Origin of the sequence: Bradyrhizobium sp. 27S5, from assembly GCF_037217225.1 — a bacterium.
Lineage (GTDB): Bacteria > Pseudomonadota > Alphaproteobacteria > Rhizobiales > Xanthobacteraceae > Bradyrhizobium > Bradyrhizobium septentrionale.
Genome location: NZ_CP147714.1, coordinates 805,153 through 818,570, shown reverse-complemented (window position 1 = coordinate 818,570; position 13,418 = coordinate 805,153). Strand labels below are relative to the sequence as shown.

Sequence of the window (13,418 nt, the reverse complement as noted above, 5' to 3'; positions counted from 1 at the left end):
GGAACGCAGGATGCAGACGCAAACCCTTGCCCTGGCCTTCCTCGCCGCCACGACCGTGGGCGGCATCGCCTGGGTCTTCCTTTATCCCTACCTGTCGGGAGAGAAGAAAGCCGAGTCGCGCCGCGCATCGGTGGCGCGTAGCGAGCCTGCAGCAGCACGAAATGTCGACCGCACGCAACGCTCGCGCCGCGAGCAGGTCGAAGGATCGTTGAAGGAGCTCGAGGCGCGGCGGCAGAAGGACAGGAAAGTCCCGCTTGGCATGCGCATCTCGCAGGCCGGACTGGAATGGTCCGAGCAGAAATTCTGGATCATCTCCGGCGCCCTCGGCCTGTTCGGGTTCGGCGCGGCATTTCTGGCCGGCGGAGGCATGCTCGGCGCGGCCGGCATCGGGTTTGCCATGGGTCTCGGCGCACCGCGCTGGCTGCTCGGCTGGCTGAAGAAGCGGCGGGAGAAGGCCTTCCTGAAGGCGCTGCCCGACGCCGTCGACGTCATCGTGCGCGGCATCAAGGCCGGCCTGCCGCTGTTCGAGTCGCTCAAGGCGGTCGTCAACGACGCGTCGGAGCCGTTGCGCAGCGAGTTCCTCGCGATCATCGAGACCCAGGCGATCGGCATGCCCCTCGGCGAGGCCTGTTCCCGGCTCTATGAGCGCATGCCGCTGCCGGAAGCAAACTTCTTCGGCATCGTGATCGCGATCCAGCAGAAGTCCGGCGGCAACCTGTCGGAAGCGCTCGGCAATTTGTCCAAGGTGCTGCGCGACCGCAAGAAGATGGCCGAGAAGATCCAGGCGATGTCGATGGAAGCCAAGGCCTCCGCCGCCATCATCGGCTCGCTGCCGCCGATCGTGATGATCCTCGTGTTCCTCACGACGCCGGACTACATCGCGCTGCTGTGGACCAACTCGATGGGCCAGCTGATGCTGGTCGCCTGCGCCGTCTGGATGTCGATGGGCGTGCTGGTGATGAAGAAGATGATCAACTTCGATTTCTGACGGTGCAGCATGATTGATTTCCTTATCGCCAAGCTCCACGACGTCAGGTTCATGACCATGCTGCTTGCCTTCTTCGCGGCAAGCGCGACGGTCTACACACTGGTGATGCCGCTGCTCGCCGGCGGCGATCTCGACAAGCGCATGAAGGCGGTCGCCAGCGAGCGCGAACGTCTCCGGCAGCGCGAACGCGATAGGCTCTCCAAGTCGGAAAAGGTGACGCTGCGGCAGACGCCGAAGCAGGCCGTCTCCAGGATGGTCGATGACCTCAACCTCACCAAATGGCTAGCCCAGGAAGCGGCGCTCGACAAGCTGGTGATGGCCGGCTATCGCGGCCACGCCCCGTACGTCTATTTCCTGGCAGCCCGCGCGGCGACGCCGGTCGTGATGCTGCTCGCCGCGATCATCTATACGTTCTTCATCGCCGGCGCGACCTGGTCGCTCACGCTGAAGATCGGCATTTGCGTCGGCGCGGCCTATGCCGGCCTCCAGGCCCCGATGCTGTTCCTGAAGAACGCGATCTCCAAGCGCCAGCTCCAGATCAAGCGCGCCTTCCCTGATTCGCTCGACCTGCTGCTGATCTGCATCGAGTCGGGCATGTCGGTCGAGGTCGCGTTCCGCAAGGTCGCCAACGAGATCGTCGGACAGTCGGTCGCGCTGTCGGAGGAATTCGCGCTGACGACCGCGGAATTGTCCTACCTGCAGGACCGCAGGACTGCCTACGAGAATTTGGCGCGCCGCACCGGGCTCGAGGGCGTGAAGTCGGTGTGCATGGCCCTGCAGCAATCCGAACGCTACGGCACGCCGCTCGGCCAGAGCCTGCGCGTGATGGCGCAGGAAAACCGCGACATGCGCATGAACGAGGCCGAGAAGAAGGCCGCCTCACTGCCGCCCAAGCTGACCGTGCCGATGATCCTGTTCTTCCTGCCTTGCCTGTTCATCGTGATTCTCGGGCCGTCCTACATCAAGATCGCCACGATGCATTGAGCGGCTCCGCCGCGCCGACCGCCTTCTCCTTCCCCCTGAAAAGGGGGAAGGCCGGGATGGGGGTCTGCCGCAGACGACGCTGCATGCGGAGAGAGCAGATCCCCACCCGCTTTGCTCTGGCGAGCAAAGCGACCTCCCCTTTTCAAGGGGAGGTTTGCAGTACGCATAGCCCGAATAAAGGTCTGCCTTCCCCTTCCCCCTGAAAGGTGGAAGGCCGGGATGGGGGTCAGCCACAGGCGACGCTGCCCGTGGAGAGAGATGATCCTCACCCGCTTTGCTCTGCGAGCAAAGCGACCTCCCCTTTTCAAGGGGAGGTATGGAAGTTGCCGTGTTGGTTAGTCATCCTTGGCGACGACAGGGGCTGCGCGCGATGCGGTTCGCGGCCCGTCCTTGCGGTTCAGCATGTCGCGGAGATAGGCGACGTTGGCCGCCGCCTCGTCTGCCGGCAGGTCGGCCTTGACGATGGTTTCGGCCTCCGCGAAGCGGCCCTCAAGGCCGACTACGAGCGCAAGGTTCTGCCTGATACGGGTGTCGGCGCGGGCGCTGGCATAGGCCTGGCGCAGCGTCTCTTCCGCTTTCGGCAATTCCTTTGTCAGCATGTAGGACAGGCCGAGATTGGACAGCACCGACGGCTCGTCCGGAGCCAGCCGCAGCGCGCTTGCGTAATAGCGCCGCGCCTCCTCGTGCCGGTTCATCTTGTCGAGCGTGGTTCCCTGCACCGACAGGATCCGCCAGTCCGGATTATCCGGGCTGTGGGCGCGGCTCAGCACGTCGAACGCGGCCTGCGAATTGCCGTTGTCGGCCAGCGCGCGGCCATAGGCGGCGAGCAGCGTCTTGTTGCCGGGATTGGCGATCGTGGCCTGCTCCAGCATGGCGCAGGCCTGCGAGCGCTGTCCGCTCATGCGCAACGCCTGGCCGTAGGCGATCGCGGCGTCGACATCCTTGGGATTCTTGCGATAACGCTCGCCATAGACTTCGGCGGCACGGCGCGGATCATCGGGCACCGGATCCGACTTGGACGCAATCGATCCCGTCACATCGGACATGGTCTGGCAGCCGCCAAGGCCAGCGGCGAAGACCGCCACGAGAGCTGCGGAAGCAAGATGCCGGGTCAAGTTGGACTGTCGACGCATTGCACTGTGACTCACGAAATCGGGCGAATGGATCCAGCCGAGCGTGCCAGCAATAGACTGTTAACCCTAACGTCTGGTTAACTGGCGGCACTTGCAACCGGCGGGCCCGGTTCCGTTTCCGCACGTCGCGTGAACCGATCGTGCGCTACCATCCACCGCGAAAGGCGTGTAGTAGCCACCCACGACGCCAGAACAGCCGAGAGCCGCATGCCATCCGTGTTCGAGACCGCCCCCGCGACCGCCGTCACACCGATCACCTTCGTCACCAAATCGACATGGGATGCGATCCGGGGCGAACTGCCGGCGGCGGCGCGGCAGTTCGCGGAGGCGAATGGCTTTGAGGCCAAGCCCGGCAAATCCCTCGCTTTGCCGGCCGCCGACGGCAGCATCGCGCAGGTGCTGTTCGGCCTCGAGGAGGCCAACGGCCGATCACCCGATCCGTTCCGGCCCGGCGCCCTGCCCGGCCTGCTGCCGCCGGGCATCTACCGCTTCGCCAACGCGCCGCATGACACGCGGCTCGCCGCGCTCGCCTTCGCGCTCGGCTGCTATCGCTTCGCCCGCTATCGCACCAACAAGACGCCGGAGGTTCGCCTGGTGCCGCCCGACGGCATCGATGCCGCCGAGATCACGCGGATGGCGGATGCGGCGGCGCTGGCGCGCGACCTCATCAACACGCCGTCCAACGACATGGGGCCGGCCGAGCTCGCCGAGGTGGCGCGCGATCTGGCAACACGGTTCGGCGCCGACTTCACTTGCATCAGCGGCGACGAGCTGGCGCAGAATTTTCCGCTGATCCACGTCGTCGGCATGGCATCGACCCGCGCACCGCGGCTGATCGACCTGAGCTGGGGGGATCCGGCCCATCCGAAGGTGACGCTGGTCGGCAAGGGCGTCTGCTTCGACACCGGCGGGCTCGATCTCAAGCCGTCCAGCGGCATGCTGTTGATGAAGAAGGACATGGGCGGCGCCGCCAATGTGCTGGCGCTGGCGCAGATGGTGATGGACGCAAAGCTGAAGGTGCGGCTGCGCGTGCTGATCCCGGCGGTCGAGAACGCGGTTGCCGGCAATGCGTTCCGCCCGCTCGACATCTTCAGGTCGCGCAAGGGCATCACCGTCGAGATCGGCAACACCGACGCCGAAGGACGGCTGGTGCTCGCTGACGCGCTGGCGCTTGCCGACGAGGAGCAGCCCGATCTGCTGGTCGATCTGGGCACGCTGACCGGTGCGGCGCGCGTGGCGCTGGGCCCGGATTTGCCGCCGTTCTACACCAATGACGAGACGCTGGCCGGCGACGTCGCAGCCCATGCGAAGCGCGAGAACGATCCGCTGTGGCGCATGCCGCTGTGGCCGGCCTACGATGCATGGCTCGACTCCAAAACCGCCGACATCACCAATGCACCGTCAGGCGGTTTCGCCGGCTCGATCACCTGCGCGCTGTTCCTGCAGCGCTTTGTCGAGCAGGCGAGAAGCTGGCTGCATGTCGACATCTACGGCTGGACGCCGTCCGCAAAGCCCGGCCGCCCCGAAGGCGGCGAGTGCCAGGCCGCGCGCGCAATCTATAAACTGTTGAGCCAGCGCTATGCATGATGTCAGACTGACGCCGGCCCGCGACGAGGTCGCCGCAAAATATCTGGAGGGCAAGGTCAAGGCGGCGCGCTTCGTCGACGGCGAGATATTCGAGGTCAGCGACGCCATTGCCCCGTTGCGTCATGCGCCAGCGGCCGATGCCGAACAGATGACGCAGGCGCTCAAGGGCGAGCGCGTCACGGTGTACGATCGCAATGGCGAAGGTTGGGCCTGGGGTCAGCTCGCCGATGACGGCTATGTCGGATGGATCCCCGAGGCCGCGCTGACCAAGCCGGGCGCCGCGCCGACACACAAGGTGGCGGCGCTGCGCACGCTGGCGTTTCCGGGGCCGTCGATCAAGCTGCCGCCGGTCGAGGCGCTGGCGATGGGCACGAAGCTTGCGATCGTCCGCGAGGACGGTCCGTTCGCGGTGAGCCGCGAAGGCTGGCACCTGCCACGCCGGCATGTTGCGCCGCTCGATGCAATGGCAGGTGACTTCGTCGCAATCGCCGAGCAATTCGTCGGCACGCCCTATCTCTGGGGCGGCAAATCGAGCCTCGGCATCGACTGCTCCGGCCTGGTGCAGATCGCACTGACCGCCGCCGGCACCGGCTGCCCGCGCGACAGCGACATGCAGCAGGAAGGGCTCGGCCGCGAATTGACCGCGGCGGAATCAAAGCATCTGCAACGCGGCGACCTGATCTTCTGGAAGGGCCATGTCGCGATCGTGCGCGACGCGACCACGATCGTGCACGCCAACGCGCATCACATGGCAACGGCAGTGGAGAACACGCACGCCGCCATCGCGCGGATCAAGGCCGCCGGCAGCGAGGTGGCGGCGATCAAGCGGCTATAAGCAAATCCATCCCCGTCATCCTGAGGAGCGCGAAGCGCGTCTCGAAGGATCGACGGCCCCACTCGGGCCACGCATCCTTCGAGGCTCGCTCCGCTCGCACCTCAGGACGACGTGGAGCTACGTCGCCACCGCCCCTTACCGTCGGCTTCCAGCCGTAGGATGGGTAGAGCGCAGCGAAACCCATCCTACAATGGCTACAGAGTTCACTACGTCGCCACGGTCCCCCCGCCGGCCGCTTCGATGCGGAAGGCGGCGGCGAACAGCGCACGGGTGTAGTCGCTCTTGGGGTTCTTGAAGAGCTCGGAGGCCGGCCCCTCCTCCTCGACCTTGCCGGATTTCATCACGATCAGATGGCTCGCGAGCGAGGCCACCACGCGCAGATCGTGCGAGATGAACATGTAGGTGAGGTCACGCTTGCGCTGCAGGTCGCGCAGCAGGTCGACCATCTGGGCCTGGAGCAGCATGTCGAGCGCACTGGTCGGCTCGTCCAGCACGACGAAGTTCGGCTCCAGCACCACCGCGCGCGCGATCGAGATGCGCTGGCGCTGGCCGCCGGAGAACTCGTGCGGATAGCGGAAACGCCACTCGGGATCGAGGCCGACATCCTTGAGCGCCTTGATCACCCGCACCTCGCGCTCCTCGCGCGACAGCTGCTTCTGGTGCACTTCAAGTCCCTCGGCGATGATGTCAGCCACCGACATGCGCGGGCTGAGCGAGCCGAACGGGTCCTGGAACACGATCTGCATGTCGAGGCGAAACGGCAGCATCTGCTTGAAGCGCAGGCCCTGGATGTCCTTGCCGAGGAACACGATCGGACCATCGGAGGAGATCAGCCTGAGCAGCGCGAGCCCAAGTGTGGTCTTGCCGGAGCCGGATTCGCCGACCACGCCGAGCGTCTCGCCCTTGCGCACCGCGAGGCTGACGCCATCGACCGCCTTGATGTGGCCGACGGTCGAGCGCAACAGCCCGCGCTTGATCGGAAACCAGACCTTGAGATTGTCCGTCGATATCACGACCGGCGCATCGGGCTGCGGCGGCGCCGGGTCGGGCTTCGGCTCGGCCGCCAGCAGCGCCTTGGTATAGGCGTGCTTCGGCGCGGTGAAAACCTGCTCGACCGGGCCCTGCTCGACGATCTTGCCGCTGTTCATGACGCAGACCGTGTCGGCGATACGGCGGACGATGCCGAGGTCGTGGGTGATGAACAACAGGCTCATGCCGAGCCGCGCGCGGATCTCGGCCAGCAAGGCCAGGATCTGCGCCTGCACGGTGACGTCGAGCGCGGTGGTCGGTTCGTCCGCGATCAACAGATCGGGTTCGTTGGCGAGCGCCATCGCGATCATCACGCGCTGGCGCTGGCCGCCGGACAATTGGTGCGGATAGCTCTTGAGCCGTGTCTCCGGCTCGGGGATGCCGACCTGGCCCAACAGCTCCAGCGTCCGCTCCCGTGCCGCCGCACCGCTAATGCCGCTGTGCAGCGACAGTATCTCGCCGATCTGCGATTCGATGGTGTGGAGCGGATTGAGCGAGGTCATCGGTTCCTGGAAGATGATCGAGATGTCGTTGCCACGAATCCCGCGCATCTCGCGTTCCGACGATCCCAGGAGATCGCGGCCCTTGAAACGGATCGCCCCGGAGGGATGTGACGCCGCCGGATAGGGCAGCAGCCTCAATACCGACAGCGCGCTGACCGATTTTCCCGAGCCGGACTCGCCGACCAGCGCCGTGCATTCGCCGCGCTTGATCGAGAAGGAGACGCGATCGACCGCTAGCGAGCGGCCGAAGGCGACGGAGAGGTCGCTGACATCGAGCAGAGGCTGGTTGGTCGCGTCCATGCGTCAGCCCTTCGAGAATGTCTTGCGCGGATCGAAGGCGTCGCGCGCAGCTTCGCCGATGAAGATCAGGAGCGACAGCATGATCGCAACCGAGAAGAAGCCGGTGAGGCCGAGCCACGGCGCCTGCACATTGGCCTTGCCCTGCGACAGCAATTCACCGAGCGAGGGCGAGCCGGGCGGCAGGCCGAAGCCGAGGAAATCCAGCGCCGTCAGCGTCATCACCGAGGACGAGACGATGAAGGGCAGGAACGTCATGGTCGCGACCATGGCGTTCGGCAGCAAATGGCGGAACATGATCACGCGGTTGGAGACGCCGAGCGCGCGCGCCGCCTGGATGTATTCGAAGTTGCGGCCGCGCAGGAACTCGGCGCGCACCAGGCCGACCAGCGAGACCCATGAGAACAGCAGCAGGATGCCGAGCAGGATGAAGAAGCCCGGCGGCAGCACCGCCGAGATGATCAGCAGCAGATAAAGCGAGGGGATCGCGGTCCAGATTTCGATGAATCGCTGGAAGCCGAGATCGATCCAGCCGCCGAAATAGCCCTGCACGCCGCCCGCGGCGATGCCGATGATCGAGGACAGGATGGTCAGCGTCAGGCCGAACAGCACCGAGATGCGGAAGCCGTAGATCAGCCGCGCGACGACGTCGCGGCCCTGATCGTCGGTGCCGAGCCAGTTGTATTCGAGGTCGCGGCAGCCGGTCAGGCCCTTGCGCTTCACCACGTCCTTGCACTGCGCTTCGGTCAGGAGCCAGGTCGGCTTCGACGGCACCGCGGTCGGCGGGTCGAGGTTGCGGCTGTCGTAGGAGTAACGGATCGGCGGCCAGATCATGCTGCCGCCCTTGGCCGCGATCTGCTTCTGCAGATAGGGATCGCGATAGTCGGCCGCGGTCTCGAAGTCCCCGCCGAAGGTGGTCTCGGCGTAGGTGAACACCACCGGCCAGTAGAGACGGCCGTCATATTTGACGACGAGCGGCTTGTCGTTGGCAATGAAATTGGCGAACAACGACAGCACGAACAGCACGAGGAAGATCCAGAACGACCAGTAGCCGCGGCGGTTGGCCTTGAAGTTCTGCCAGCGGCGCTTGTTCAGCGGCGACGGCGCAAAGCCGTGACGTGTCGCGGGCACCGCCTCGCCGAGCGGCGATTGCGTCGTGGTTTCGACGGGCTGGGGCGCGAGCATCGTCATCAGACCTCCCGCGCCTCAAAGTCGATCCTGGGATCGATCCACATATAGGCGAGGTCGGACAGCAGATTGACCACCAATCCGACCAGCGAGAAGATGAACAGCGTTCCGAACACCACCGGATAGTCGCGGTTCAAGACGCTCTCGAAGCCGAGCAGGCCGAGCCCGTCGAGCGAGAAGATGGTCTCGATCAGGAGCGAGCCGGAGAAGAACGCGTGGATGAACGCGCCCGGGAAGCCCGCGATCACGATCAGCATGGCGTTGCGGAAGATATGGCCGTACAGCACCTGACCCTCGCTGCAACCCTTGGCGCGCGCGGTCATCACATATTGCTTGCGGATCTCGTCGAGGAACGAGTTCTTGGTGAGCAAGGTCATGGTGGCGAAGGCGCCGAGCGCCATCGACACCAGCGGCAGCGTCAGATGCCAGAAATAATCGATGATTTTCCAGTACCAGGGAAACTGCGCCCAGCCGTCCGAGGTCAGGCCGCGCAGCGGGAAGATATTGAGGAACGAGCCGCCGGCGAACAGCACGATCAGCAGGATCGCGAACAAGAAGCCCGGTATCGCAAAGCCCACGATGATCACGGCCGAGGTCCAGGTGTCGAACCGCGAACCGTCCTTCACCGCCTTACGGATGCCGAGCGGGATCGAGATCAGATAGGTCAGTAGCGTCATCCAGATGCCGAGCGACATCGAGACCGGCAGCTTTTCCTTGATCAGCTGCAGCACGCTCACGCTGCGGAAATAGCTGCTGCCGAAGTCGAAGCGCGCAAAATTCCACATCATCAGCGCGAACCGCTCCGGCGCCGGCTTGTCGAAGCCGAACTGCACCTCGAGCTTCTTGATGAAATCCGGATCGAGTCCCTGCGCGCCGCGATATTTCGAGTTGGTGGCACCGGCTGCGCCCGCGCCCTGGCCGCGTTGCGCGCCGAAATCGCCGCCGCCACCCGACACGCGCGAAGTGCCGCCGGTGTCGGCGCCGTTGATCTGCGCGATGACGCGCTCGACCGGCCCGCCTGGCGCGAATTGCACGACCACGAAGGAGACGAACAGGATGCCGAGCAGCGTCGGCAGCATCAGGAAGATACGTCGGGCGATATAGGCGCTCATCGGCTATTTCTTCGCCTGTTCGAGCTTTGCGGCCTTGGCCGCATCATACCACCAGTTCTCTGGCGCCCCGACGCCCTGGGTATATTTCGCCAGCTTCTCGGTATGACCGAACTGGTCCCAATAGGCGACCGGATGCGTGTTGCGGTACCATTGCGGCACCCAGTAACGGCCGGCGCGGAACACGCGGTCGAACGCACGGCAGGCAATCGTCAGCTCCTGGCGATTATTGGCGCCGATGATCTTCTCGATCAGGGCATCGATTGCGGGATTGGCGATACCTGCGAGATTGTAGGAGCCCTTGGTCTTCGCCGCCTGCGAGGAGAAGAACGGCCGCATGCTGTCGCCAGGCGTCGCCGAAAAGTTGAAGCGCTCCATGGTCATGTCGAAGTCAAAATCTTCCACCCGCGCGCGGCGCTGCACGGCGTCGACGAGGCGGAATGTAGCCTCGATGCCGAGCGTGCCGAGGTTCTTGATATAGGGCCCATGGTGCGGCTGCAGCGAGGGCTCATCGTTGAGGAATTCGATGGTGAGGGGCTCGCCGTTCGGCAGCACGCGCTTGCCGTCCTTGATCACGCAGCCGGCCTCGTTGAGCAGTTGTACCGCCTTGCGCAGCAGCGCGCGGTCCTGGCCGGAGCCGTCGGACATCGGCGGCACGAAGGGCAGACCGAACACCTCGTCGGGCACCTGGCCGCGGAACGGCTCGAGCAGCGCAAGCTCTTCGGGCGGCGGCGGTCCCTCGGCTACCATGTCCGAATTCTGGAACGGCGAGACGGTGCGCGCGTAGGCATCGTACATGATGGTCTTGTTGGTCCACTCGAAGTCGAAGGCGTAGATCAGAGCCTCACGCACGCGTGGATCCTTGAACTTGTCGCGGCGCGTGTTGATGAACCAGCCTTGCGCGCCGGACGGCGTGTCGTCGGGCAACGTCTCGCGCTTGACGCGGCCGTCCTTCACGGCGGGGAAATCGTAGCGCGTCGCCCAGACGCGTGCGGTGAACTCCTCGCGGAACAAATAGCTCTTCGAGGTGAAGCCCTCGAACGCCACATCGCGGTCGCGGTAGAATTCATAGCGCACGGTGTCGAAATTGTAGCTACCGCGATTGACCGGAAGGTCGGCGCCCCACCAGTCCTTGGGGCGGTCGAATTCGACGTAGCGGTTGACCTCGAACCTGCCGACCTTGTACGGCCCCGAACCGAGCGGCGTATCGAGCGTCGATTCCTCGAACGATCGCGTCGCGTAATAGGCCTTGGAGAAGATCGGCAGGCCCGCGAGATAGAGCGGCACGTCGCGGGCGCGGCCCGCCGCGAAAATCACCACCACGGTCGCGTCATCGGGCGCCTCGGCCTTGACGAAGTCGCGCAGCTGCACCTGGATCAGCGGGTGGCCTTTTTCCTTCAGCATGTTGAGCGAGAAGGCGGCGTCCTGCGCGGTCAGCTTGGTGCCGTCATGGAAGCGCGCCTCGGGACGCATGGTGAAGCGATAGGTCAGCTTGTCCGGCGAGATCTGCACCGACTTCGCGGCATAGCCGTACATCGCGTCGGGCTCGTCATTGGCGCGCGACATCAATGTCGCGAACGTCATGTCCATGCCCTGCGCGCCTTCGCCCTTCAGAACATAGGCGTTCAGCGAATTGAAGGTGTAGTAGGACTGGTTGTAACCGCGCACCCACGGAATCACCGAGAACGCGCCGCCCTTCGGCGCCTTCACATTGATGTAGTCGAACTGCTGAAAATCTGCCGGATATTTCAGGTCGCCGAACACCGACATGCCGTGCATCTCGGTTCCGTTATCGGCTGCCGCCGGCGCAGCACGAAATCCTGCAGCACTCAACGCACCGATGCCGAGACCGAGTGCGTGCCGACGGGTAAACAGCGCCATGCGCAAATCCTTAATCTTATGAACGCTTGAGCTTGGCTGCCCTGTCGGCGTCGTACCACCAGAGATTCGGGAATCCCGAGACGCCGTATTTCGGCAGCGGATCGGGATGGCTGAAGCGATCCCAATACACATAACGCTGCTTGTCGTAGTTGAAGTGTGGAACGAGATAGAAGTTCCAGAGCAAGACCCGGTCCATCGCCTTGGCGGCGGCGATCTGATCGGCGCGGCTGTTGGCGAAGATGATCCGCTCGATGATGGCATCGACGGCCGGATTCTTGATGCCGGGGAGATTGTTGGAGCCTGGCCGGTCGGCCGCCTGCGAGCCGAAATTGTCGCGCTGTTCGTTGCCGGGCGAGATCGACTGTCCCCATACCTGGGTGACCATCTCGAAATCGAAATCGCGCACCCGGTTCTGGTACTGCACGGTGTCGACGGCGCGCAGATTGACGGTGATGCCGAGGCGCTCCAGGCTCGGCTTGTAGAACAGCGAGATCCGCTCCATGCCGGCATCGCCGCTGTTGCCCAGGATCTCGACCGTAAACGGCTGGCCGGAGGCATCGACCAGCTTGCGATCGCGGATCTCGAAGCCGGCCTCCTTTAGAAGCCGCGTCGCCTCGCGCAGATTGGCGCGCACGTTTTCCGGCGTGCCGCCGACCGGATCCGTGTATGGCGTCGTGAAAACTTCCGGCGGCACCTTGTCGCGCACCGCCTCCAGGATCTCGAGCTCCTTGCCTTCCGGCAGGCCGGTCGCCATCAGATCGGGGATGCCGTCGAAATAGCTGGAATCGCGGTGATACTCGCCGGTCGAGAGCACGCGATTCATCTCTTCGAAATCGAACGCATAATTGAAGGCGCGGCGCAGCCTGGCATCGGCAAACTTCGGGCGCCTCAGGTTGAACACCCATCCCTGCATGCGGCCTTGATTGCGGACGGTGAAGAGCTCCTTGAGCAGCCGCTTCTCGCGCACCGGCGGAACGTCGTAGGCCGACGCCCATTCCTTGGCGCTGCGCTCGCCGTACCAATCGAACTGGTCGGCCTTCAACGCCTCACGCGCGACGGTATCGTCGCGGAAATATTCGTAGCGCAGCTCGTCGAAATTGTTCTGTCCGATCGCGATCGGGATGTCCTTGCCCCAGTAATCCTTGACGCGCTCGAGCGCCACCGAGCGTCCGGCGACGAATTCCTTGATCCGATAGGGGCCGGACCCAAGCGGCGGCTCCAGCGTGCTCGCGGTGATGTCGCGCTTCTTGCCCTGCGGATCGGTGCCTTCCCACCAATGCTTGGGCAGGATGATGAGCTGGCCGGTGATCATCGGCAGCTCGCGGTTGCCCGGGCTGTCGAAGGTGAACTTGATGTCGCGATCGCCGATCTTCTCGGCCTTTTCGATGTGCCGGTAGTAGCCGCTGAACATCGGGCTGTTCGCCTTCCACGCCTCGAAGGAGAAGATCACATCCTCCGGCGTGACCGGCTTGCCGTCGTGCCAGCGCGAACTCGGCCGCAGGCGGTAGATCACATAGGAGAAATCGTCCGGAAAGGCTGCAGCCTCGGCGAGTTCGCCATAATACGTATCGGGCTCGTCGAGCGAGGCTTCCATCAGCGAGTCATAGATGCGGCTGACAGCCGCTGAGACGGTGCCCTTCAACCCGGCGACGACCAGGTTGAAGCTGTCATAGGTGCCGGGCTGGAATAGCCTGACCACGCCGCCCTTCGGCGCGTCCGGATTGACGTAGTCGTAGCGCTTGAAGTCGGCCGGGTACTTGATTTCGCCGTAGGTCGAGAGGCCGTGCCGCCATTTCAGCCCGTTGGGGGCGTCGTCGGCGAACGCCTGCGTGATCGCCGAGATGCCGGGGTTAAGTCCGAGCGCCGGAGCCATTGCCGCCAGTG

10 protein-coding genes are annotated in these 13,418 nt (G+C 64.5%); 4 read left to right on the top strand and 6 right to left on the bottom strand.

What is annotated here, in order from left to right:
• Positions 1–10 precede the first annotated feature (10 nt).
• Both WDM24_RS03890 and WDM24_RS03885 read left to right on the top strand, forming a co-directional pair.
• Complete coding sequence (locus WDM24_RS03890) at positions 11–988, top strand: type II secretion system F family protein (RefSeq protein WP_338695411.1); 978 nt, start codon at positions 11–13, stop codon at positions 986–988.
• A gap of 9 nt (positions 989–997) precedes the next feature.
• Positions 998–1,972 (top strand): type II secretion system F family protein, encoded by a 975-nt coding sequence (locus WDM24_RS03885; protein ID WP_029077762.1) that lies wholly within the window; start codon positions 998–1,000, stop codon positions 1,970–1,972.
• Between the two features lie 335 nt (positions 1,973–2,307).
• On the opposite strand, the gene WDM24_RS03880 is transcribed toward WDM24_RS03885, so the two are convergent.
• A complete protein-coding gene (locus WDM24_RS03880) occupies positions 2,308–3,105 on the bottom strand; it encodes a tetratricopeptide repeat protein (RefSeq protein WP_338830527.1) in 798 nt (265 codons plus the stop codon).
• Positions 3,106–3,312: 207 nt separating this feature from the next.
• Between WDM24_RS03880 and WDM24_RS03875 the strand changes: the two genes are divergently transcribed.
• On the top strand, positions 3,313–4,692 hold the full coding sequence (locus WDM24_RS03875; protein WP_338830526.1) for a leucyl aminopeptidase family protein: 1,380 nt from the start codon (positions 3,313–3,315) through the stop codon (positions 4,690–4,692).
• Positions 4,685–5,527 (top strand): NlpC/P60 family protein, encoded by an 843-nt coding sequence (locus tag WDM24_RS03870; RefSeq protein ID WP_166302010.1) that lies wholly within the window; start codon positions 4,685–4,687, stop codon positions 5,525–5,527. The genes WDM24_RS03875 and WDM24_RS03870 overlap by 8 nt, the downstream gene beginning before the upstream one ends.
• Positions 5,528–5,733: 206 nt before the next feature.
• On the opposite strand, the gene WDM24_RS03865 is transcribed toward WDM24_RS03870, so the two are convergent.
• Genes WDM24_RS03865 through WDM24_RS03845 form a run of 5 tightly spaced genes read right to left on the bottom strand, consistent with a single transcriptional unit; the run spans position 5,734 to position 13,407 of the window.
• Entirely contained in the window at positions 5,734–7,359 is a 1,626-nt protein-coding gene (locus tag WDM24_RS03865) for an ABC transporter ATP-binding protein (RefSeq protein ID WP_338830525.1), read from the bottom strand.
• Between the two features lie 3 nt (positions 7,360–7,362).
• Positions 7,363–8,547, bottom strand: a complete 1,185-nt coding sequence (locus tag WDM24_RS03860; protein WP_029077767.1) for an ABC transporter permease — start codon at positions 8,545–8,547, stop codon at positions 7,363–7,365.
• On the bottom strand, positions 8,547–9,656 hold the full coding sequence (locus WDM24_RS03855; protein ID WP_338830524.1) for a microcin C ABC transporter permease YejB: 1,110 nt from the start codon (positions 9,654–9,656) through the stop codon (positions 8,547–8,549). Before WDM24_RS03855 ends, WDM24_RS03860 begins: the two co-directional genes overlap by 1 nt.
• Before the next feature lie 3 nt (positions 9,657–9,659).
• Positions 9,660–11,534 carry an extracellular solute-binding protein gene (locus WDM24_RS03850; protein WP_414645679.1) on the bottom strand — a complete coding sequence of 625 codons (1,875 nt, stop codon included), beginning with the start codon at positions 11,532–11,534 and terminating at the stop codon, positions 9,660–9,662.
• Positions 11,535–11,550: 16 nt separating this feature from the next.
• Positions 11,551–13,407, bottom strand: a complete 1,857-nt coding sequence (locus tag WDM24_RS03845; RefSeq protein ID WP_338832574.1) for an extracellular solute-binding protein — start codon at positions 13,405–13,407, stop codon at positions 11,551–11,553.
• Between the last annotated feature and the right edge of the window lie 11 nt (positions 13,408–13,418).